Source organism: Luteolibacter rhizosphaerae (assembly GCF_025950095.1).
In the GTDB taxonomy this organism is placed as follows: Bacteria; Verrucomicrobiota; Verrucomicrobiia; order Verrucomicrobiales; family Akkermansiaceae; genus Haloferula; species Haloferula rhizosphaerae.
Map to the genome: position 1 here is coordinate 192293 of NZ_JAPDDR010000007.1, position 22229 is coordinate 214521.

The following is a 22229-nucleotide window of genomic DNA, read 5'->3' on the forward strand; positions in this document are numbered from 1 at the left end:
CGATTTCTTAGCAGCTGTACCTATCGCTTGTCGGGCAGCGGGTTCATGGTAGCGGCGAACCTTAGCTGCCACCGATGACCCTAGCCCTGATCGTTAAGATTTTTATCGTCCTCTTCCTGATTGCTTGGACCTGGCTGGGCGGCTTCCTGGTGGTGAAGTACGGAGCGCTCTTCGGGCCGCATCACGATCACCGCGCGGAGACGCCGGGCGCCCGCTCCTTCGGCATCGCCCACATCGCGGCGGTGTGGGTGGGCGGTTTCGTGCTGGCGGTCTACTTCCTGTTCTTGTGAGGGCCCTTTCTCACTTGAGCAATTTCACACCGGTAAGCTTTCCGGCAGACTTCTCGAAAGTCACCATCTCTCCGTCATTCTGCGTGTAGAGAGCATGGATCATCCGATCCACGAAGCCCGGCTTGGACCCAAACGATCCGGAAAGCACTGACGCAGCCCTACCTGAGGAAACGATCTCGCCCGCTTGGAACATTCGCGCGAGTGAAGACAGCGCAAGAGCCTTGGAAACCCCGTAGTGGTGCTGGAGCGCAAAGTAAGCCTCCGCCACCACAAGATCATCGACCACGATCTGATCGCCTGCACGGCGGGCCGAATCGAGAAACTCTGCGGCAGTCTCCGCCTGATCTCGCGGTTCACCGATTAACAGCCTCAAGACGACGGAGGTATCAAGTCCCACCCTCATTTCGATTCACGCTGCCGACCCTTCGCAATGCTATCGCGAATGCTATCCATGGAGTGATCGTCGCTACGAATCGCCCCACGGAGAGAACCGATCCAAGTCCGGTCAGCGGATTTACGCGGACGCAGAACCCATACCTCCTCATTATCGATCACCAAGGGTTCGACGTCGACGATATCCCCCGGCCCGATTCGCAATGCCTTGCAGGTCTCCAGAGGGAGCGTTGCTTGGCGCTTGGCGGTAATCTTCACGCTGGGCATGATTCAACCATGCCGCAGCCCGCCTTACCTGTCAAATCGTAGTAAGGCGGTCAGTATTCGCGTTTCAACAAGTACTCCGCGATCTCTTGAAGACGCGCCGCCTTCTTGCCGAAGGGCTTGAGGGCATCGAGAGCTTCCTTGGTGAGCTTCGCCGCTTCCTTGCGGGATTTCTCCAGGCCCAGGATCGCGGGATAGGTGGCCTTTTCCACGGCTGCGTCCTTGCCGGCAGTCTTGCCGAGAACCTCGGTGGACTGGGTCACGTCGAGAATGTCATCGATCACCTGGAAAGCGAGACCAAGGGCACGGCCGAAGATGCTGAGAGCTTCGAGCTGCTTCTCGGTGGCGTTGGCGGTCATCGCCCCGAGGCGGATGGAAGTGGTGAGAAGCGCGGCGGTCTTCGCCTCGTGGATCTTCACGAGCTGCGCCTTGGTCAGCTTCTTGCCCTCCCCTTCCAAATCCATGACCTGACCGCCGATCAAGCGGGTGGAGCCACCGGTCAGGGCGAGCTCCGCAACGTAGGAAGCTCCCGGGTAACGTGTGGCCGGAGTCGTCTGGGCAAGGATCAGGAAAGCTTCAGTCAAGAGGGCGTCACCGGTGAGGACGGCCATGCCTTCGCCATAGACCTTGTGACAGGTCGGGCGACCGCGGCGCAGGTCGTCGTCGTCCATGCACGGAAGGTCATCATGGACCAAGGAGTAGGTGTGCAGGATCTCCACCGCGCAGGCCGGGGGCATCGCGCTCTCCGTATCTCCTCCGCAGGCTTCGGCGGCGGCTAGACAGAGAATCGGCCGCAAGCGCTTGCCGCCGGCAAAGACGGTGTAGCGCATGGCAGCATGGATCGTCGCCGGTTTCTCCTTGGCCTTCGGCAGGAAGGCATCGAGGGCGGCGTCCACTTCCGCGGCGCGGTCGGCGAGGTAGGCGTTGAGATCCATGAAGGCAGATGGTAGATGGCAGATCGTGGATGGAAGGCAGGAAGATCTGCAACCTTCCGTCTGCCATCCAGCACCTCTTCACAGGATTTCCGCGATCTGGACCGCATTGAGTGCGGCACCTTTGCGGACCTGATCGCCGACGACCCAGAGGTCGAGGGCATTGTCGAGGACGAGGTTCTTGCGGATGCGGCCGACGAGGCAATCGTCTTTACCGGTGGTATCGAGCGGCACGGGGAAGATCTTGTTGGCCGGATCATCGACCACCTTCACCCCGGGCTTCCCGGCGAAGGCGGCACGGGCGGCCTCCACGTCCACGGGCTTCTCGAACTGCGCGGTGATGGACACCGAGTGCGAGCGATAGACCGGCACGCGGACGCAGGTGCAGGAAACCTTGAGATCGGCGTGGCCGAGGATCTTGCGGCCCTCGTTGAGCATCTTGAGTTCCTCCTTCGTGTAGCCGTTCTCGGTGAAGACATCGACCTGCGGGATCACGTTGAAAGCGATCTGGCGGGGATAAACCTTCGGCTCGAAGGGCTGGCCGGTGGCAATGGCCTTCACCTGCTCTTCCAGCTCGATGATGCCTTGGGCACCCGAACCGGAGACGGCCTGGTAAGAGGAAGCGATGATCGCCTTCAGCCCGAAGAGCTCGTGGAGCGGGGCGAGAGCCATCAGCGAGATGATGGTGGTGCAGTTCGGATTCGCGATGATGCCGCGGGGGCGATCTTTCGCGGCCTGCGGATTGATCTCCGGCACGACGAGCGGCACGCCCTCGTCCATGCGGAAGGCCGAGGAATTGTCGATCACCACGGCACCTGCCGCCGCGGCGGAGGGTCCGAAGTCCTTCGAGATACCGCCACCGGCCGAGAACAAGGCGATGTCCACCCCGGTAAAACTGTCGTGGGTGAGTTCCTGCACGACCACTTCCTGGCCGGCAAAGGGGATACGTTTCCCGGCCGAGCGGGCGGAGGCCAGCACGGTCAGCTTGCCGACCGGGAAGTTCCGCTGTTCGAGACAGAGACGCATTTCTTCACCCACCGCTCCGGTGGCGCCGACGATGGCGACGTGCTTGGATTCGCTCATGGATTTGGGAGCGGCGAGTGTAGGGCCGGATGCCCGTCTGGCAACAGAATCGTGTGGAAGTCGCTTCCGGCTTTTACCTTGCGCGGCCTTGGCCGTCCGTTAGAGTCGGGAGGGTGCGGAGACCTTCCGCAGTCGAAACCAACCGAAAGCAACTACCATGAAATTCATCAAAGTCGTCTCCCTCAGCGCTGCTGCCCTCGGCACCTTGCTGGCCGCTTCCTGCTGCGAAAGCCGTCCGGCTCCGGCACCCGCATCCCCGACCTACGTGGCACCCGCCAAGTAAGCCGGGTTGATCGGCGGCGACCCCCGGGTCACTGCACGATGACTTACCGCAGGGTGGACCTCCTGTGGGTCCACCCTGCAAATTTTTTGTGCTGCAATCATTTTTCTAGCGAAATCCGTAAAACCCCTTTTGACTCCAGCCATGTTCCGCGCAATCGCCATCGTCTCCCTCTCTGTTTTCGCCCTTGTGTCCGCCTCCTGCTGCTGCACCAGCGAGCCGAAGGCAAAGCCGCTCCGCCCGCTCCCGGCCTTCCAAGAAGTGCCGTCCGCTCCGGAAGTGCACTACTCGAAGTAAGCGATATTCCGCGGACTTTCCGATTTTCCACAGCCCCTGCCGATACCCGGCAAGGGCTTTTTCGTCCTTACGTAAGTCAACCGGGGTTAAGGAATTCTGTGATTGCCTTTTGCATGGTGTGCAGGTAATTGCAGGCCCTCTCCCCATGAAGACCCCTGACTCCCGGGCTCGTTTCCAAGCCCCCAGCCGCCATTATCACCGTGCCCGCGCCGAGAATACAGAAAGCGCTTGGCAGCAATGGATTGGCGATGATCGCAAAAATCGCGGCCGCTCCCGCGGAATTCTCAAGGCTTCGGCGTGGATCCTAGGTGTCTTGGCCTTCTGCAGCGTGATCGCCGTGATGTGCTACCAGATGAGCTGAGGAGGCCGGTGCAAAGGCGTACTTGATCGCGCTTTGACAATCAGGAGCCGGAAGCCCACTTTCCCCGCCCGCCGCGCAACCCGGCGATCGCTATCATGGGCAAAAGCCTCTACCAAAAAGTCTGGGACGCCCACACCGTGGGCAAGCTGGCCGACGGACGTACCCAATTGTTCATCGGCACTCACCTCATCCACGAGGTCACCTCGCCACAGGCCTTCGGCATGCTCCGCGATCTCGGCCTGACGGTGAAATACCCGCAGCGCACCTTCGCCACGGTGGACCACATCGTGCCGACCGAGAACCAGGACCAGCCGGTGGATCCGCTCGCCGCGGAGATGATGGCCGCGCTGCGCAGCAATTGCGACGACTTCGGCGTGACCTACTTCGACCTGAAGTCCGGCAAGCAGGGCATCGTCCACGTGGTGGGGCCCGAGCAAGGCATCACCCAGCCGGGCACAACCATCGCCTGCGGTGACTCCCACACGGCGACCCACGGGGCTTTCGGCGCGATCGCTTTCGGCATCGGCACGACCCAGGTCCGCGACGTGCTGGCCACCCAAACAATGGCGATGGAGCCGCTGAAGGTCCGCCGCATCGAGGTGAACGGCAAGCTTCGCCCGGGCGTCTACGCCAAGGATGTGACGCTGCATATCATCCGCATCCTAGGTGCCAAGGGTGGTATCGGCTTCGCCTACGAGTATTCCGGCGAGGTCTTCGACGCGATGTCGATGGAGGAGCGCATGACGGTCTGTAACATGGCGATCGAAGGCGGTGCCCGCTGCGGCTACGTAAATCCGGACGCCAAGACCATCGCCTACCTGCGGGGCCGCCCCTACGTGGACATGAATGATTTCGACGCGACGGCGGCTCGCTGGTTGTCCTTCGCCTCCGATTCGGATGCGGTCTACGACGACATCGTGAAGGTCGACGCCGCCGACATCGAGCCGACCGTGACTTGGGGTATTTCGCCGGACCACGGCATCGCGATCTCCGAGACGATCCCCGATCCCGCCAAGGCTGCCACGCCGCTCGAGAAGGCCAGCATCGACGAGGCGCTCGCCTACATGAAGCTGCCCGCCGGTGCCCCGATCAAGGGCCAGAAGATCGACGTGGCCTTCATCGGCTCCTGCACGAACGGCCGACTCTCCGACTTCCGCGAAGTGGCCAAGTACATCCAAGGTCACCAGGTGGCAGCGGGCGTGAAGGCGATCGCCGTCCCAGGCTCCCAGATCGTGGCGCACCAGTGCGAACAGGAAGGCATCGACAAGATTTTCTCTGCCGCAGGCTTCGAATGGCGCGCGGCGGGCTGCTCGATGTGTCTGGCGATGAATCCTGACAAGCTCGTCGGCGACCAACTTTGTGCCTCTTCCTCGAACCGGAACTTCAAGGGCCGCCAAGGCTCACCTACCGGTCGCACGGTGCTGATGTCCCCGGTAATGGTCGCTGCGGCGGCAATCTCCGGAAGCATCGCCGATGCCCGCGAACTCTTCGAATTGGAGCCGCAAGCAGCGGTGGCTTAAGTGCCTTCAGTGCCATGAAAAAGCTTCTGTCCCTCGCCCTTGCCCTCGCCTGCGGGGTCTTGCACGCCGCGGATCCGGCCCCGAAGTCTCCGACCGACGAGCTTCTGGAGCTGATGGATTACGAGAACTCCAGCGTCGAAACGGCAATGAGCACCTTCGACGGCTTCATCGACCAGATGAAGGCGAACGGGGTGCCCGCAGCCGCCATCGGCGATATCCGCAAGGAGGCGCGGAAGATGTACGTGCGCATCTTCTCCTCGCCCGACGTGCGGAAGAAGTTCGTGGAACTCTACGACAAACACTTCACCGCGGACGAGATCGTGGAACTCACGGAGTTCTACCGCACGCCGCTCGGCAAGAAGACCCTGGCCGCAATGCCCTCGATCATGACGGATGCCATGAAGGTGGCGATGCCCGCCGTGGAAAAAGAAATGCCCGCCTTCCAGCAGAAGGTGGGAGAGATCGTCGAGAAGCATCAGGCTCCTGCTGAAGAGGAGCCGGAGGCTGAAGACGAGTAAGCACACACCACCGTTTTCCAACCATTTCCCATGGCTCTCGAAAAAGTTACCTCCGTCACCGGCCGCGCCGTCTTCGTTCCCGGCGCCGATATCGATACCGACCGCATCATCCCCGCGCGCTTCATGAAGTGCGTGACTTTCGACGGTCTCGGCGAGTTCGCCTTCTACGACGTGCGCTTCGACCCGAACACCGGGGAGAAGACGAACCACCCGCTCAACGACAGCCGCTTCGACGACGCGACGATCCTCCTCGCCGGAGTAAATTTCGGCTGCGGCTCCTCGCGCGAGCACGCACCGCAATCCCTGAGCAAATACGGCTTCAAGGCGGTGGTCGCCGAGTCCTTCGCCGAAATCTTCTTCGGCAACTCGACCGGACTGGCCATGCCCTGCGTGAGTCTCACCGCCGCGGAAATCGACCAGCTCCGCCAAGCCGTAGAGGCCGATCCCGCCGTGGAAATCACCATCGACATGGTGAACAAGCGGGTGCGCTCGTCCACTGGTCTCGACTTCGGCTTCAACATGCCGGAATCCGCACGCGACGCCTTGGTGGCCGGTCGCTGGGACCCGATTCAAGAGCTTCTGGACCGCGAGTCGCAGATCGCCACCTTGGCGAAGGGGCTCAACTACGTTTGAGACGCTTGAAACCGGAAACCAACGGTTAGAGCACCGGCCGGCTCCGTTGGGTTGACGCGGGCCGGTCACTGAGATAGGCCTGCGCCCCATGACCGGACTCCGTTCCCTTTTGCGTATTCTCCTCCTGCTCGCCTTTGCCGGGACCGCCGCGGCTCAGGTGGAAGTGCGCATCCAAATGGCCAGCCGCAACTATGTGGCCGGCGAGACCATCGGGGTGACGGTGAGCGTGACCAACCACTCCGGTCAGGACATCGTTTTCCAAGGAACCAAGGAGTATGGCTGGATTGATTTCAACCTGACCTCGAACCGCGGGGTGCCGATGACCCCGCTGGCCAAGCAGGCCTTCGGCGGAATGAAAGTGCCGCTCGGCCAGACGATGTCCCGCAGCTTCGACCTGAGCCGGATCTATCCGCTCAAGGAGATGGGCAACTACTCCGTCTACGCGATGGTGCGGCTGCCGGGCCAGAGCCGCGACGGCTTCGTGTCGAACCGGATCCTTTTCAATGTCGATACGGCGCGGCCCTACTGGTCCCAGAAGGTCGGTCTGCCGGGCAAGGCGGGGCAGACCCGCGAGTATCGCGTGCTGGACTACAACAGCGGTCGCAAGAGCATGCTCTACGCCCAGGTCATCAATGCCCGCACCGGCACGCCGATGCAGACGCACTCGCTGGGCGAATACCTCGCCTTCCGCAAGCCCTCGGTCACCTTGGACAACCGGCAGGTGATGCACGTGCTCTACCTGAAGGCTCCGACGATCTGGGTGCATGCCCGGATCTCCCCGGATGGATCGCTGCTCGGGGCGGAGCTGCACAAGAATGCGGCGGGCGACCCCTTGTTGATGACCTCTGCCGATGGCGTCGTGCAGGTGGGTAACAGCATCCCCTACGACCCGAAGGCGGAAGCCGCCGCGCGGGCCAAGGTACGGAAAGCGTCGGATCGTCCGAACTTCCTGTTCCAGTAAAGCGCTGAGGATTTCACGGTGTTTGCGGGTTAATTCGCCTTTACAGGAGGCCCGTCTATATTTAAAAAATGTAAACTTTTCTGATTTCTTAACCAACTTTGTGATGACAAGATTCCGTCGACTAATTGCACCGCTTCTGGCGGTCGTATTCGCGGCAGCACCGGCACAGGCCCGGCAATTCCGCACGGTGGTGATCGACCCCGGACACGGGGGCCACGACAAGGGCGGGCAGTGGGGACTGGTCTATGAAAAGCACCTCGCTCTGGATATCGCCACCCGCCTTGAGGCCGAGGTGAAGAAGCGCGGCTTCCGCACGGTGATGACCCGCCGCAGCGATTACTTCATCTCCCTGCCGGAGCGCGTCCGCATCGCCAGCCGCTACTCCGACGCCATCTTCGTGAGCGTCCACACGAACTACACCTGGAAGCAGGGTGTGTCCGGTCTGGAAACCTTCTATCACTCGCCGCAGAGCCGCGCTTTGGCTTCCTACGTGCACTCCGGCATGATGTCCAAGGTGCGTGCCGTGAACCGCGGCGTGAAGTTCGCGCGCTTCTACGTGATCCGGAACACGACCTGCCCCTCGATCCTCGTGGAGGGCGGCTTCGTCAGCAATCCGAACGAACGCAGCCGGATGAAGTCCGGTTGGTTCCGCCAAGCATTGGCGGAAGGCATCGCGGATGGCATCGCGCGCTTCCGCCGGGCGGGTTGATCCGCTAGGGTGCGGGCATGTCTTTTGTTACCGGCGCGGCCATGCGGTCGCTGGAGGAAGCCGCGTTTGCGCGCGGCATCTCCGCAGAGCATCTGATGGATCTGGCCGGTGCGGGAATCGCGCGGCGCTTGCAGGTGCAGTTCCCTCTGCCGGGCTTGGCCGTGGGCTATGTCGGCAAGGGGAACAATGGCGGGGACGCGCTGGTAGCGCTCCGGCATTTGCGCGGGGCCGGCTGGCAGGTGGCGCTGCGGGCGGCTTGGCCTGAGTCCGAGTGGGGCAAGCTGCCGCGGAAGAAGCTGCGGGAGCTGGGGATAGAGCCGGTGGCAGACCTGCCAGAGCAGAGCAGTGGACCGCTGCTCCTGCTGGACGGCCTGCTGGGAATCGGGGCCAAGGGCGGGCTGCGGGAGCCGCTCGCCGGGCTAGCCAGGGAAATGGCAGAGCTCAGGGAGCATCACGGCGCGATCATCGCGGCGATGGACCTACCCTCGGGGCTCGATGCGGATTCGGGAGAAGGCGAAGCGGTCACGGCGGATCTGACTCTCACCGTGGGCGCGCCGAAACAAGGGATGGCCGGCGGCAATGGTGTCGAGAGATCCGGGCGGATCATTCTCGTCCCTCTGAAGGATCTACCGCTGCCTGGAGATGGCAGCCTTGAGTTCTTCTGTCCGGAGGCCTTCCCCGGGCTGCTCCCACCGCGCAGGCATGAGTTCCACAAGGGCGACTCGGGCCGCGTGGGAATTCTCGCGGGCTCTCCGGGGATGACCGGGGCGGCGGTGCTCTGCGCTAGCTCTGCCCTGCACGCAGGCGCCGGCTTGGTGGGCGTGCATGTGGAAGAAAGCTTCCTGCCCCACTTGGCCACCGCGATGCCCCCGGAAGCGATGGTCAGGGTTTCGACCGATCCAGTGAGAAGCGCGTTCGAGACGGGCCACGACGCCTTGGTGATCGGCCCCGGGCTCGGGAATACCGCACGAACCTATCAGGCAACGCTCCTCGCGCGCTTGGCCGAGGAGATTCCGGCGGTGATCGATGCCGACTCCCTGAACTGGCTCGCCGCAGCCGGGCGGCTCGACCTGCTGCGGGAGTGGCATGTGATCACACCCCATCCTGGTGAGTTCAAACGGCTGGCTCCGGATCTGGCGGGTATGAAGCGGCAGGAGGCGGCCGCAGCCTTTGTGAGCAGGTATCCGTGCACGCTGCTTTTGAAGGGAGCGCGGAGTTTGGTGGCGAAGGCAGGCGAGGTGACGCGCTTCAACCCGACCGGGCATGCGGGGATGGCGTCAGGGGGACAAGGCGACGTGTTGTCGGGTGTGATCGGAACGCTGCTAGCGCAGGGGCTCGGGGGTCCGGATGCGGCGGCGCTGGGGGCATGGCTGTGTGGACGAGCGGCGGAGCGGTGCTTGGGAGACGGGCCGGTGTGCCTTGCCAGCGGGACAGTACTGGCGCTGGGCGGTGCGATGCGGGATTGGGCGGAAAGAAGGAGGTAGATCTCCCGCAATTGATTGGCTTGCGGCGTCCGTTTCTGCGATTCCATCGGACGACAAGAAGCGTACCGATGAGTAGATCCGAAGACGTGAAGTTCGCGAATGCGCTGAAACACTACGAGGCGCTGATTGCCACCCAGCCGCAAGCGGAACGGAAAGGCGCCGCCATGTCCTACACCTCGCTGAACGGACACATGTTCAGCTTCCTGACCAAAGCGGGCAAACTGGCGCTCCGGCTGCCGGAGCAGGAGCGGGATGCATTCCTGAAGAAATACAAATCCGCCTTGTGCGAGCAGAACGGAGCGGTGCTCAAGGATTACGTCGAAGTTCCCGATGCCCTGCTTGCGAAGACGGGGGCGCTTCAGAATTACTTCGGGACAAGCCTCGCATATGTTGCGGCTCTCAAGCCGAAGCCGACGAAGAAAAAGAAGTCCACCTGAGCGAGGTGGCGATCTCCGAAGCACTGACAACAGACGGTCCCGACAGCGCTGCGATCTGGGAAAACGGAGACGCAGCTTCAGGCAGCAAGCTCGGCAAACACCATGAGGCCGGAGTTCGTCTGCAGCGTGCTGATCACGACGACATCCTGGGTGGTGCCGATCTTTTTCACGGCGTGATTTACGACGATCATCGTACCATCGGGCAGGTAGCCGACACCTTGGTGCTCGTCCTTGCCGCCACGGACGAGAGCTAGGCGAAGTTTCTCGCCCACGCCAACCGAGGGGCGGAGGGCATCGAGAAGCTCGTCGAGATTGAGCACGTCGAGACCGCGGAGCTTGGCGACTTTGCAGAGATTCTCATCGCTGGTGAGCAAGCGGGCACCAAGGAGGCGGGCCACGTGAACGAGGCGCCCGTGCATGGTCTCATCCGCAGTCACGGCGGCATCTTCGATGCTGACCTGAAGATCCTTGGCAGAGCGCATCGACTCCAAGCAGGCGAGACCGCGCTCGGCGCGCTGACGCTTGGCGGGAGTGGGCGAACTGGCGAGGACCTGGATCTCGTCGAGCACGAAGCGCGGGACCACGAGACGGCCGCGGAGGAAGCCGGAGCGAACGACACCGGGAACGCGGCCATCCATAATGGACTCCGCGTCGAGGACCAGAGGCTCGCCGGTGCTGCTGTCCTGGCGGAAGCGCACGTAGGGAACAATGAAGGCAAAATCATCCCGGCTGCTGCGCAATGCGAGTACCGCCCCGAGGAAGCCCAGGCTCGCATAAAGGATGAGCTGGATGGTGAAGCTGATCGTGGTGATCAGCGCCTCGGCACCCACGACTTCCGTGCCGTCGCGCGACTGCAGGCGGTCCCGGACCGCGAGGGAGACGAGGTTCGAGATGTCGATGCGGGTAATCAGCCAAGCGCAGAACATGCCGACCAGCAGACCGAAGGTGGCGGTGGAAAAGCCACGCAGGCTGAAGCCCTTGATGAGGGTCTCAATCCAGATGAAGAAGGCGCCCACGATCAAGCCGCTGATCAAGCCGGTGGTCATGGTGACCTCCACGGGCGTGCCCTTGGTGCTCAAGGCGATGGCCGCCCCAGCCACCTCGCAGACCAAAAGGTACATAAGGCGGGCGACATTGACGGAGGCGGGAGCCATGAGGTGCTTGAAGCATCCGATATTCCTAGCGAAGCGGCAAGAGCCAAGCGGTGAAGCCGATCGCCGGAGGCAGACGGGCCGAGTTCCCTCTCCAGCCCCCGCGCTCCCCGGTGGCAGCGGGCAAAGGAAAAGCCCCGCTCCCGTTAGAGAGCGAGGCTTGGAAAAGTCCTGTATTGAACACTCAGCGATTACCAGTCGTCGCCACCACCGTAGCCGCCCTTGCCGCCGCCACCGTAGCCGCCCTTGCCGCCGCCACCACCGTAGCCGCCCTTGCCGCCACCACCGCCGCCGCCACCGCGACGGTCACGATCGTAGCCGCCGCCACCGCCGCCGCGACGATCACCGCCGCCGCCGTAGCCACCGCCGCCGCCGCCACGACGATCACCGCCGCCGCCGAAGCCGCCGCGACCACCACCGCCGCCACCGCCACCGAAGCCGCCTGGCTTCTTCTCGCGGGGTTCGGCAGGATTCACACGCAGCGGGCGACCGCCGAACTCCTTGCCGTCCACAGCCTCCGCCGCTTCCTTGACCCGGGCGCTATCGGCCAAGGTCACGAAGCAGAAGCCACGCGGGCGACCGGTTTCACGGTCCGTGACGATTTTCACTTTTTCCACCGGACCGAAGTCGGCGAAGAGACCGGCCACTTCTTCTTCGGTGGCGCTGAAGGGCAGGTTGCCCACGTAGATGTCCATTGTCTGTAGTCGCTACGCCATTTCTCGAAACCACTTCCAGAGCCGATGGCGCAAAGACTGGAGGAAGCGTGACCGGCATGAGGACGCCGGACATTTCCCCCGCTACACGCTTGGCCATCTTACGGCAAGCCCATAAATCAATGGCTCCACAAAGTTTTTAAAAACGCCCGGGCTTGGCGTTCAGGCACTCATGCCAGCTCAGGCCGCACCGGGATGCCACGTTCGGCAAAATAGCGCTTCGCCTCGGCCACCGTGTGCTTGCCGAAGTGGAAGATGCTGGCCGCCAGAACGGCGTCCGCCTTGCCCTTCTCGAGCACTTCCACCATGTGATCGAGATTCCCGGCACCGCCGCTGGCAATGACCGGGATGCCCACGCTCTCGGAGATGGCGGCGGTCAGCTCGCAGTCATAACCGGCCTGTGTGCCATCCGCATCCATGCTGGTGAGCAGGATCTCCCCTGCCCCCCGACGCCACACTTCCTTCGCCCACTCCACCGCATCCAGACCGACCGCCGTGCGGCCGCCATGGGTGTAGACGCCCCACTTGCCCGGACCTTCCCGCTTGGCATCGATGGCCACGACGATGCACTGGCTGCCGAAAGCCTTCGCGCCAGCATCGACCAGGCCGGGATCTTTCACCGCGGAGGTGTTGATGCCAACCTTGTCCGCCCCGGCGAGAAGCATCTCGCGCATGTTCTCCACGCTGCGGATACCGCCTCCCACCGTAAGGGGGATGAAACAGTGCTCGGCAGTGCGGCGGACCACATCGACCATCGTTGCCCGATTGTCGGACGAAGCGGTGATGTCGAGAAAGACGAGTTCGTCGGCCTGCTGGGCGTTGTAGGCCATCGCCGCCTCGACCGGATCGCCTGCATCGATCAGATCGACGAAGTTCACACCTTTGACGACACGGCCGTCGGTGACGTCGAGACAGGGAATGATGCGTTTCGCGAGCACGGGGCGGGTGGTAGGGAAGGAACTCCGAACTTTGAAGGCTGAACTTTGAGTTCTGAATGGAGAGGCTGCCGAATCAAATAAACCGCAGGGGGGAGCGGGGGAGAAATTTCGAATTCCAAATGGGAAGCTGGCCCGCCGAATGCGGGAAGTGACGAGGGAAACAAGTCAATGATCCTTGGCGAGACCCGTCACCCAAGATTTCAGGACAGGATCATGCTGCCATATTTCATCCAAGACACGGAACGTCCGGGCAGCCAAGGGAGTACCGATCACCTGCCCACGAGACGCAATGGGTAGCGTGGGGTTGTGCCAATCATAGTCCTCTGGATCGCAGATCATGAAGCTGTTGGACTCGAAACGATAGAGCACGCTGGTGAAGCCAAGGCCTTCGCCCAACGCGACGAGGAAAGCAATTCCGCCCTCCAAGGAGTTCGGATTCCATCGGGCCAAATAGGGAATACCTTGCTCCACCGCAGTGTCAGCAACTCCCGTGCATTTGCGAGTGAACTCTCCACAGCAATCACATTTCGTTTCCGGAGCAACCCGATGTTCGCGGACGGGCATTCGGCGCTAGGAAAGGTGCTCGTCGAGCCAGTCCGCGACTTCGGTGATGACCTGCGGGTAGCTCTTCTCGTCGAAGGAATGTTCAGCCCCTGCGATTTCCACAAGGCGCTTCGGCTCCTCCGCAGTGTCGTAGGCATCCTGGCTGTCCTGGATGAGCACCACGTCGTCCGCGGTCCCGTGAATCAGAAGCCAAGGCACGTTGATCTGGCCGACTTCGTCGAAGAGATCGCCGATGGACTCCATATCATCCACGTACTTCCGGGAAAGCGGGCAGTCCGGATTATCCCACATGAAGCCTTTGTCCGGAATCACGGAGCCGAACTCGCGCTCACAGAATTCCTCGGTGCGGACCATTCCGGCCAAGGAGACCAGCACGCGGATGCGCTCCTCGCTGGCCGCCGTCATCACGCCCACTGCGCCGCCCATGCTATGGCCCACGTAAGCGATCTTCAGGCGCGGCGGAAGGGCATCAAGCACGTCGCGGAGATCACCGCTCTCCTTGCTAATGGTGGCATCACGGAAGTCACCTTCCGAGGCCCCGTTACCCGTCCACGAAAGACGCAGGCAGGACCACCCGCGGGCGGCGAGACCTTCGGCAAGATTGACAAGGAGCGGGCGATCCTTGTTCCCGGTGACGCCGTGGGCGAGGATGACCAGCACGCCCTCGCGGCTGCCTTCGTGGAAAGCGGTATCGAGCTTTTCGCCCTGGCGGTTGCGGAATTCGGGAAGATCCATCTGTAAGGGTGCGGGAATCAGTGGACCGTACGGCCGGGGAAGGTCAATTCAGCGATGCCGGATTTGTCGAGTTCGCCCAGCTCCAGTTCCACCATCCGGTGATATTGAGCCTCCGTGGCGAGGGAGAGCGGGACATTCACGCCGGTGTCGGCGGCAAGCTGGTTGGCGATGCCGCTGTCCTTCGCGGCGTGCGCAGCGGAGAAATAGCAATCGTGCTCGCGGGCAATCATGTCGTCGCCATCCGTTTCCAGCACGCGGGAATTCGCCCCGGTCTGGGAGAAAACTTCCTTGAGCATCTGGAGGTCCAGCCCGAGCGCGGAGCCCAGACCGAGGCCCTCGGCCAGACCCGCCGTGTTGATGTTCATCACCATGTTCACGAGTGCCTTCACTTTCGCCGCTTGGCCGGTGCCGCCCACGTGGCGGAGCGATGAGGACAGATCCTTGAGGATCGGTTCCACCTTGGCAAAAGCATCCGCCGTGCCGCCGACCATCAGGTAAAGCGTGCCTTGCCGGGCTTGGGTAATGCTAGATGCCATGCAAGCCTCAAGCGCGCTGGCCCCGGCGGCCGAAGCGGCTGCATCCACTTCCACGTGAACCTCCGGGCTTACCGTGGCGCAGTTGATGAAGGTCTTGCCGGAGGCTCCGGTGAGCAGGGAATCCCCCTCTGCCGCGAAGATCCCGCGCATCGCGGCATCGTCGGTGACCACAGTGATGATCACGTCCGCACCGGCGGTGACTTCCGCGAGGCTCCCGGCTGCAGCGGCGCCAATTTCAGCGGCCAGATCGGTGGCGATCTGCGGGAAAGCATCGTAGACGACGGTGACCGGGTACCCTTGGTCCTTCAGCCGGCGGGCCATGTTTGCTCCCATGCGGCCGGTGCCGACGAATCCGATGCGTGCTTTCGACATGGCCGGAAGCTTGAAGCACGAGCCCGTGGCTGTCTACCCTAGGGAAGTCCTTATGGCGCCAAGACCCATGAGGGTATCATTCAACTTTCCGGTAACTACTTTGCATCCACCGGATGATTTCAGAGACCCAAGATCCATGGACGATGGCGGCGGCGACGCCGAAATAGCTGTAAATTCGGAAAAGGATGCAAAACATCGGTGCTCGTCCGGCGTTTCACCAGACCAACCCTGCAAACCCATGCTCCGTTCCTCGCTCCTCGCCTTGCTGCTTGCCACCCCCGTCCTCAATGCCGAATCGCTGACGCAGGCGGACAAGGAAGCCCTGATGGAAAAGCTCGATGCCCTGAGCGATACGGCAAAAGAGAAGGCGATGTCCCGGATGGGCACCGCGATCGGCGACTTCCGGGCAGGAATGGCGAGCGATGAGGCCGCCGTGAATCTCTACATGGAGTGCGTGGAGAAGGTACAGTTCAAGGACCAGAAGCGCAGCGCCCAAGATTTCCGCGAATGGAAGCGCCGCGAAAGCGAGCGGCTCGATCAAGAGGGTCTGAAACGCTGCCTGCGCCACCAGCTGCGCTGGCTGATGCTGACGATGGAGGCGGCGGAGAAGCCGGACGAAGTTTCAGGCTTGGCCCCCCGCGCATCGGAGGCGCTGGATTCGATTTTCAGCAACCCCGACCAATTTGAAGGCAATGTGGAAGCCCTGCGCCAGCCGGTCACCGAATCGATGTTCGCCCGCGCCTACGGACTGGGCAACTTGAAGGCGGAGAGGTGGCCGCTGTCTCCGCTCGATCTGCCCCAAGTCTTCGACCAGATCATGCTCCCGCCACTCCGCGGAAAGGGCAGCTACGAAGGCATGCGCGAGCAATGGCAGCGCCGCATCCGCTACGAAGGCATCGTCCGTCAGAGCTTCACCGGCCGCCGCGAGAAGGGGAAGAAGGAGGAGTCGAGCCCGGAGTACGACAAGTGGATCTCCGAAGGCCAGCCGGACATGGTGTGGCAGATGGAATTGGATCTCTACAAGGCCGGGGACCAGAAGAAGGCCGCCGTGCGGATGCTGGAGCATCTCGAAACCAATGTGACCCATCCAAAGGCCCGCGACTGGGGAACCCAGTTCCGCACCCTGATCGAGCCTGGCAAGAGCACCACAGAAACGGCGAAAGGTCAGTAAGGCGCGCTTCTGAGAAATTCTGCTTACAGGCAAAGGCGCTTTCTTTTGAAAGCGTCTTTCTTGTGCCCTGCTTCAGCGGGTAACCTCGGTGCCGATGCCGCCATGAGTGAAAATCTCCAGTAGCAGCGCATGCGGCAGGCGGCCATCGATGAAGTGAACCTTGCGGACACCGGCATTGAGGGCATCGATGGCGCTCTTGATTTTCGGGATCATGCCACCGGAAATAGTTCCGTCCGACATGAGTTCATCGGCTTGGGCGCGGCTGACGGATTTGATCAAGGTCTCCGGCTTGGAGGGATCCATCATGAGCCCCGGAACATCCGAGAGGTAGACGAGCTTGGCGACGCGCAGCTCCTTTGCGAGAGCTGCAGCGGCGAGGTCGGCATTGATATTGAGCGGACGACCGGTGGCTAGCTCCGCCGCAAGCGGCGAGATCACGGGGACGATACCGGCGCGATGCGCGGCGTCCATCTGGCCGAGCTGGCAGCCGACAACCTCCCCCACTCTGCCGAGATCGACGCGCTGACCTTGCGCATCGCTGGCGAACATTTTCTCGCCGAGGAAAACATCCGTGCCGGCAATGCCTACCGCCTTGCCGCCAAATTCCCGGATCATGCGGACGAGGCCGGGATTGATCTCGCTGGAAAGGACCTTCTCCACGATATCGATCGCCTCATCCGAGGTAACGCGGAAGCCGCCGATGAACTGGGCGTCCAGTCCTGCTTCTTTCATTGCGGCGGAGATCGCCTTGCCACCGCCGTGAACGACGATGGGATTGATGCCGGCGACCTCGAGGAAAACGATGTCGCGCATGACCTTCGCCACCAGATCGGGATCCTCCATGGCGGAGCCACCCATCTTGATGAGGAAGGTCTTGCCCCGGAAGGCCTGAAGATAGGGCAGCGCCTCGATTAGGGCTTCGGCTTTTTCGATGGGGTGCTGGAGGTCCATGTGACGGGAAGTTCCAAGTAGAAAGGAATAAGGCAGATGATGCTAGCGCCCGCCCTTACGGCGAGATTTCTTCGAGGTCTTAGCCTTCTTGGCAGAAGAGGATGACGCAGAGGCGGGAGTTTGCGGCTGTGGGAGTTCGACGGCAACTTCTTCTACGTCGGCGGGAGCATCGGGAAGCGGGATCGTGACCTCGGAATCCTGAGTCGATTCGATCACTGGTTCCGGCCCCGGCTCGGAGGGCAGCGCGGAGACTTTTATCCGGGTGAAACCCTCCGGCAGTTCCACGATCCAAGCAGCGATGAAAGCAGGCTCTGGGATCTCCACTCGAACGGCGGGCAATTCAGGCTCGAGCGAGGCCGGAGCGGGTTCGGGGACAATCTCCGGCGGAGCTACAGGCACCGGCTCCGGCTCAACCGGTGCCAAGGGAAGCTTCAGCGGAGGAAGCGGTGCGGGAGCGGAAACGATAAGCGGTGAAGGAGCTTCGACCAGAGGAGCTGGCATAACGACCGACGTTACGGCCGGCTCAGGTGCGGGCATCGGATCAGGCCGGATCTCCCAAGGAGCGTGATGCTTCTTCACCTTGGTCGCGCTTTCCGGACCGGGAATGAACGCGAGAAGAAACGAAGTCACTCCCACCATGGTGAGCGCCAGAGGTGGAAGCCAGAGATTCTGACGGGCTGCAAAGAGGTAAACGAGTTCGGCACTGAGTGCGGCTGCCATCAGGACTGTCAGAAGACGCCAGCCAAAGCGCTCCAAAGAGGCGGCCCACGCGGCAAAGAGCACTATCAGGCCGAAGAGCGCCATTTCTGCCAAGGCCTCCAAACGCGACAGGATCACCGGCTTCTGATAGCGGGGCGCGATGCGGAGAGTGTGGGCCGCGCGCGGGAGATCATCCGACCAAGCGCGGTCTGCCTCTGGCATCTCGTCGCGGTGATCTCGAATCAGAAGAGGATCGCGGGCCGGCGGGACGGGATTGTCTTCAGCAACGATCTTCCATGCCGGAATATCGACGATTGAAGCATCCGGCGCAATCGGGGTCCGCCCGAACTCATCCACGGGAATAACCGGACCGCCGATGCCGAGGCGGATCTCGCTTCCTGAAAGAATGCGGATTTCCTCCGGATCGATCTTAAGCGCGGCAATCTCGGTCGCGAGCGGGAGAGAGAAGATGATTCGCTCTCCCCAACGGGCGATGACGTGCGGGTGAGTGTCGCTCGCATTCTTTTCGTTCTCCAGAATCGTGAAGCCTGCGAGCGTCCGTTCGCCCCCGAGTTCGGCATTGGGAACGGCCACGCGGTTCATCTGCGGGAGCGAACTGACATCCCCGTCGATCTGCTTGGCATCGACCGAAAGCCGCAGGAAGGAAGCTGGGAGGGGCTCCGCCACCGCGCCGCGGGCCAAGGGCAGGCCGAGCACCGCGCTATCGAGCTCGTCGAGTTGTTTGCGCAAGGCGAGCAGAGCCAAGGCTTCTGGATCGTCCCATGCCATCAGATAGCCGCAGCCAACCGTGCTGTGGCCTGCCTCTCGCAGGCGCGAGAACATGAGGGCGCAATCCACGGGGGAGGGCGGAGAAGAGGAGTACCAAGCATCGGGGTCGTCATCGACCGAGAGCATACGGACTGGTTCCGACGCGAGAGCTGGCTTGGTTTTCCAGCGCTGCCAAGGCCGGTCCTGGCTCCCGTTCCCGCTGAAGGCGGACTCCACGGGATCAAGGCGAAGTGAGATCTCCTGCACCATCCGCCGCTCCAGATCGCGCAGCGGCGGGACCACCGACACCCCACCGAGCGCGAACAGGCCGACGCCGAGGATGACGGCGGCATTCACGAAAGTCCGGCGGGACGGAGCGCTCACGGAGTATACTCTCGCGCCTTGGCGAGCACGGGAGCGAGGGGTTTTTCAAGCGAGGAACCCGCTACGATTCCGGCGAGCGCGCTAGCCGCCACGGGAACATGGGGCATATACCACTCGTCGCCGCGATTGCGGATGATGTTTCCGAAGGCCCCCAGGGCCTGCATCAGGCGCTGGGCGGCGCACTCCCGGAAGATGGTGGCCTCCGGCCGGTCCTCCGCGATGTCTTCCCAGATATCCAGGATCTTCTCCCGATCCTCCTCGCTGTGATCCATGTAGGGATCATAGACCAACGAAGCGATGTCGTATTCCTGACGACCGCGGCGCATGCCTTGGAAATCGATCCACCAGGACTTGCCATCCTTGAGGAGGAGATTCTGCGACTGGAAATCGCGGTGGACGAGATGCTTCGCCCCGCTACCGAGACGGCGGGCGAGATCCGTGAACTCCGGCGCCTGCCGTAGTTCGCTGGCATCCATGCCGAGAAGCCCTTCCACGAGATGGTCGAAGAAATACTCCTGCTCCCAACGGTAGAGCGATTCATCGAAGGGCGGCATGAGCTCGAAGTCCTTCGGCCCTTTCGAGTAGAAGAGCTTGTCGATCTGCGTGAGTGCGGAGCGGTAGTAGGGCTCGCGCTCTTCAAAGGGGGTGCCTTTCAGCGAATAGAGATCGGTATCCCCGAGATCCTCGACCAGCGCGACGCGGCGGTGCGGGATCTCATAGAAGATCTCCGGCACATTCAGCTTGGTTGCCTTCAGGAACTTGGCGACGGGCAGGAAATTGTCGCTATCCGGACGCTCGTCGGTCCAATGGATGCCGATGAAGGGATCCCGGCCGGGGGTCTTCACTCGCACGATGGTCCGGCCCGAGGCGCCCTTCTTGATGGGCGTCATGGAGACGGTCACGGTGGGATCGATCCCGAGAAACTGTCGGGTGGCGTGAAGGATCGCGTCAGTCGGCATCGCGCCGGGATTTTTGAAATGAGCCGGGGCGCGACAAGGGGGAAATTCACCGATCCCTGCCCGCTCCCGGTTCAATTTCAAAGTCCGAGGGCCGCAAATTCCTTAATGAGACTCCAAAAACACGTCATCCGGGGTCCAGAGCTTTCCATCCGGCCCGGCGGATCGGAGGTCGAGGACGTCCCGCCCGACCGGATGGAAATGGTAGGGCGTGCCCCAGCGGTCGAGGAGGCGGCCGCCGGAGATTGCCGGATGCTTCGGCGGGAGGACGGCGAAGCTCTTGTCGTTTTTCCCGGCCAGTTGGCCGACGATCTCGTCATTCTCCCCGCCTGCGGGATTCCCGCCGCCATTCGACCTGCGGAAGATGGAAACCAGCAGGCCAAGGGTCTCCAAGTCCTCCGCCGGGGTGCATTCCGGGGTGTGGAGCCGGGCCGCGATCTCGGCGGCTTCGGGGAGGATCTGGATTTCCGTGGCTGGCTTCTGCTTCCGGAGGGGCTTGGGGACGATCGCTCGCTCGGCGGGAGCCTCGCCGTCATCCCACGGGATGGAGGCGAGGAGCGCGGCGAGGAGCAGGCTGGAGAGAATGAGAGTCCGGGATCGCACGGTCAGAGGAAGCCGAGGTTGGCGCTGCTGCCGAAGGGATCCTCGAAACGGGAGAGGTTCGGGAAGATGTCGGCGAGGTAGGTGGGGGAAACTCCCAACCAGTTGGCGGAGACGGCGGCGTACTGATCTACAGATGTTGTTGGTATCCAACGACCTCTGTTACTCGATCCGGCATCGAGGCCGGCGCCGAGGGCGAGGGAGGGGAAGGAACCGTAGATCTGGTTGCCGTGAACGGGGCCGCCGAGGACGATCTGGTGACCGCCCCAGCCGTGATCGGAGCCGGCGGTGGCGGCGTCCTGGCCGTTCGGGGTCAGGGTGCGGGTGAAGTCCGAGTGGGTGATGGTGACCACGTTATCGTTAACCCCGAGGGCCTTGAGCGTGTCGCTGAAGGCTTTCAGGGAGGAGCCGAGCTCGCCGAGCAGATTGGTCTGGGCGTCGAGCTGATCCTGGTGGGTATCGAAGCCGCCGATGCTGGCGAAAAAGATCTGGCGGCTGTTGCCGAGGGCGGTGCGGCCCGCGATCAACTTGGCGATCGATTTCAACTGGTCCCCGAGGTTCGACTGCGCGTTGAGGAAGAGATTGTCGAAATCCACCCCGGTGGCCGCCGCAGCGGTCAGGGCGGCTCCGACGAGTCCTTCGTTCGCCCGGGCGCGTTTCACCACCTTCGCATGATCGTCATCGAGCAGGTGCTGGTAGGTGTGGTTGGTGATGTCGTCGAAGGCCTTCAGGCGCTTGCCCGCGGTGGTCGTCTTGTAGGTGCCATCGCTGTTGAGCGCATTGCCGTAGGGACTACCCGAGGCGGCGTAACCGGCCAAGGGGATGGCCCCTTCCGGAGTCACCGCGTACTGCACCTCCTGATCCGCCACCTGGAGGCTATTGATCCCGGAGAGGCTGACCGAAAGCGAGACCTGCCCCTGAGCATAGCCTTGCGAGGCGAGGAGGTCGGCGATGCGACCGCCCCAGCCGCGGCTGAAGGGCTGGTCCGGCACCGAGCTCTGCCACTGAACCTGCTGGTCGGAGTGGGAGAAGAGCTGCGGAGGCAGGGGTACCGAGCCCGCATTGTACTCCGCCCGCGTGGTGGGATAAACCAAGGTCCCCACATTCGCCACGAAGGCAAGGTCCCCGCCATTGAAGAGATCGGCGATGCCGCCTGCCGCCGGGTGAACCCCGTAGGTGGCGCCACCTCCTGTTAGAGGAATCGATGCAGGCTGTCCGGCCACGTAGGCGGAGTCGGTTTCATCGAGGATCTTCAGCACGCCGCGAGCGGACTTGTACTGCGCGTAGGAAGCGTGGTTCTTGCGCGGAATGAGCAGGTTGTTCGAGTCGTTTCCGCCGAAGAGGAAGAGCACGACCAAGGCCTTGTAGTCGCCGCCGGGAATGCCCTGCGCGAGGGCGGAGTTGACCAGGCGGAGATGGGCCAAGGTGTTGATCACTCCCGTCAACCCGAGCGAAGCGCACGCGGACTGGCGGAGGAAAGAGCGGCGGTTCTGCAGCGAATCTTTGTCCTGAGATTTCATAGTAAGGGA

26 protein-coding genes are annotated in these 22229 nt (G+C 62.5%); 12 read left to right on the forward strand and 14 right to left on the reverse strand.

Translation table 11 applies throughout. From position 1 onward, the window contains the following. Positions 1–74 precede the first annotated feature (74 nt). Positions 75–290: a hypothetical protein gene (locus tag OJ996_RS14680; RefSeq protein WP_264514365.1), complete on the forward strand. Its 216-nt coding sequence runs from the start codon at positions 75–77 to the stop codon at positions 288–290. A gap of 10 nt (positions 291–300) precedes the next feature. Here OJ996_RS14680 and OJ996_RS14685 read toward each other — a convergent pair whose 3' ends face one another. The 3 genes from OJ996_RS14685 to OJ996_RS14695 form a co-directional block, all read right to left on the reverse strand. Continuing rightward, positions 301–693, reverse strand: coding sequence for a PIN domain-containing protein (locus OJ996_RS14685; RefSeq protein ID WP_264514366.1), 393 nt, complete (start codon positions 691–693; stop codon positions 301–303). A gap of 307 nt (positions 694–1000) precedes the next feature. Then, positions 1001–1882: a polyprenyl synthetase family protein gene (locus OJ996_RS14690; RefSeq protein ID WP_264514367.1), complete on the reverse strand. Its 882-nt coding sequence runs from the start codon at positions 1880–1882 to the stop codon at positions 1001–1003. A 78-nt stretch (positions 1883–1960) separates the two neighbouring features. Then, entirely contained in the window at positions 1961–2962 is a 1002-nt protein-coding gene (locus OJ996_RS14695; protein WP_264514368.1) for an aspartate-semialdehyde dehydrogenase, read from the reverse strand. A gap of 157 nt (positions 2963–3119) precedes the next feature. Between OJ996_RS14695 and OJ996_RS14700 the strand changes: the two genes are divergently transcribed. The 10 genes from OJ996_RS14700 (at position 3120) to OJ996_RS14745 (ending at position 10162) form a co-directional block, all read left to right on the forward strand. Then, positions 3120–3245, forward strand: coding sequence for a hypothetical protein (locus OJ996_RS14700; RefSeq protein WP_264514369.1), 126 nt, complete (start codon positions 3120–3122; stop codon positions 3243–3245). 141 nt (positions 3246–3386) lie between these two features. Then, the gene (locus tag OJ996_RS14705) at positions 3387–3539 is read left to right on the forward strand and encodes a hypothetical protein (RefSeq protein WP_264514370.1); all 153 of its coding nucleotides are present in this window, start codon (positions 3387–3389) and stop codon (positions 3537–3539) included. Between the two features lie 145 nt (positions 3540–3684). Continuing rightward, complete coding sequence (locus tag OJ996_RS14710; RefSeq protein WP_264514371.1) at positions 3685–3900, forward strand: hypothetical protein; 216 nt, start codon at positions 3685–3687, stop codon at positions 3898–3900. Positions 3901–3995: 95 nt separating this feature from the next. Further along, positions 3996–5420 carry a 3-isopropylmalate dehydratase large subunit gene (gene leuC / locus OJ996_RS14715; RefSeq protein WP_264514372.1) on the forward strand — a complete coding sequence of 475 codons (1425 nt, stop codon included), beginning with the start codon at positions 3996–3998 and terminating at the stop codon, positions 5418–5420. Between the two features lie 14 nt (positions 5421–5434). Then, positions 5435–5938, forward strand: a complete 504-nt coding sequence (locus OJ996_RS14720; RefSeq protein ID WP_264514373.1) for a DUF2059 domain-containing protein — start codon at positions 5435–5437, stop codon at positions 5936–5938. A 30-nt stretch (positions 5939–5968) separates the two neighbouring features. Then, positions 5969–6571 (forward strand): 3-isopropylmalate dehydratase small subunit, encoded by a 603-nt coding sequence (gene leuD, locus OJ996_RS14725; RefSeq protein ID WP_264514374.1) that lies wholly within the window; start codon positions 5969–5971, stop codon positions 6569–6571. Between the two features lie 88 nt (positions 6572–6659). Beyond that, on the forward strand, positions 6660–7532 hold the full coding sequence (locus OJ996_RS14730; RefSeq protein WP_264514375.1) for an arrestin family protein: 873 nt from the start codon (positions 6660–6662) through the stop codon (positions 7530–7532). Positions 7533–7635: 103 nt separating this feature from the next. Then, positions 7636–8241: an N-acetylmuramoyl-L-alanine amidase family protein gene (locus OJ996_RS14735; protein ID WP_264514376.1), complete on the forward strand. Its 606-nt coding sequence runs from the start codon at positions 7636–7638 to the stop codon at positions 8239–8241. A 17-nt stretch (positions 8242–8258) separates the two neighbouring features. Beyond that, entirely contained in the window at positions 8259–9725 is a 1467-nt protein-coding gene (locus tag OJ996_RS14740; protein ID WP_264514377.1) for an NAD(P)H-hydrate dehydratase, read from the forward strand. A gap of 68 nt (positions 9726–9793) precedes the next feature. Further along, positions 9794–10162 carry a hypothetical protein gene (locus OJ996_RS14745; RefSeq protein ID WP_264514378.1) on the forward strand — a complete coding sequence of 123 codons (369 nt, stop codon included), beginning with the start codon at positions 9794–9796 and terminating at the stop codon, positions 10160–10162. Positions 10163–10239: 77 nt separating this feature from the next. On the opposite strand, the gene OJ996_RS14750 is transcribed toward OJ996_RS14745, so the two are convergent. From OJ996_RS14750 to OJ996_RS14775, 6 genes are all read right to left on the reverse strand, one after another. Beyond that, on the reverse strand, positions 10240–11316 hold the full coding sequence (locus OJ996_RS14750; protein WP_264514380.1) for a PIN/TRAM domain-containing protein: 1077 nt from the start codon (positions 11314–11316) through the stop codon (positions 10240–10242). Positions 11317–11504: 188 nt separating this feature from the next. Then, positions 11505–12008 (reverse strand): RNA recognition motif domain-containing protein, encoded by a 504-nt coding sequence (locus OJ996_RS14755; RefSeq protein ID WP_264514381.1) that lies wholly within the window; start codon positions 12006–12008, stop codon positions 11505–11507. 188 nt (positions 12009–12196) lie between these two features. Then, a complete protein-coding gene (gene hisF, locus OJ996_RS14760) occupies positions 12197–12964 on the reverse strand; it encodes an imidazole glycerol phosphate synthase subunit HisF (protein WP_264514382.1) in 768 nt (255 codons plus the stop codon). A gap of 165 nt (positions 12965–13129) precedes the next feature. Further along, positions 13130–13528 (reverse strand): hypothetical protein, encoded by a 399-nt coding sequence (locus OJ996_RS14765; protein ID WP_264514383.1) that lies wholly within the window; start codon positions 13526–13528, stop codon positions 13130–13132. Between the two features lie 6 nt (positions 13529–13534). Further along, complete coding sequence (locus OJ996_RS14770) at positions 13535–14263, reverse strand: alpha/beta hydrolase (protein ID WP_264514384.1); 729 nt, start codon at positions 14261–14263, stop codon at positions 13535–13537. 17 nt (positions 14264–14280) lie between these two features. After that, positions 14281–15171 carry an NAD(P)-dependent oxidoreductase gene (locus OJ996_RS14775; RefSeq protein WP_264514385.1) on the reverse strand — a complete coding sequence of 297 codons (891 nt, stop codon included), beginning with the start codon at positions 15169–15171 and terminating at the stop codon, positions 14281–14283. Positions 15172–15409: 238 nt separating this feature from the next. On the opposite strand from OJ996_RS14775, the gene OJ996_RS14780 reads away from it, so the two are divergent. Continuing rightward, a complete protein-coding gene (locus tag OJ996_RS14780; RefSeq protein ID WP_264514386.1) occupies positions 15410–16342 on the forward strand; it encodes a hypothetical protein in 933 nt (310 codons plus the stop codon). Between the two features lie 72 nt (positions 16343–16414). Here OJ996_RS14780 and argB read toward each other — a convergent pair whose 3' ends face one another. From argB to OJ996_RS14805, 5 genes are all read right to left on the reverse strand, one after another. Beyond that, a complete protein-coding gene (gene argB, locus OJ996_RS14785; RefSeq protein WP_264514388.1) occupies positions 16415–17293 on the reverse strand; it encodes an acetylglutamate kinase in 879 nt (292 codons plus the stop codon). Positions 17294–17335: 42 nt separating this feature from the next. Then, complete coding sequence (locus OJ996_RS14790) at positions 17336–19144, reverse strand: hypothetical protein (RefSeq protein ID WP_264514389.1); 1809 nt, start codon at positions 19142–19144, stop codon at positions 17336–17338. Then, positions 19141–20103, reverse strand: coding sequence for a phosphotransferase (locus OJ996_RS14795; protein WP_264514390.1), 963 nt, complete (start codon positions 20101–20103; stop codon positions 19141–19143). Before OJ996_RS14795 ends, OJ996_RS14790 begins: the two co-directional genes overlap by 4 nt. Before the next feature lie 102 nt (positions 20104–20205). Then, positions 20206–20703: a hypothetical protein gene (locus tag OJ996_RS14800; protein WP_264514391.1), complete on the reverse strand. Its 498-nt coding sequence runs from the start codon at positions 20701–20703 to the stop codon at positions 20206–20208. 2 nt (positions 20704–20705) lie between these two features. Continuing rightward, complete coding sequence (locus tag OJ996_RS14805; protein ID WP_264514392.1) at positions 20706–22220, reverse strand: DUF1501 domain-containing protein; 1515 nt, start codon at positions 22218–22220, stop codon at positions 20706–20708. Between the last annotated feature and the right edge of the window lie 9 nt (positions 22221–22229).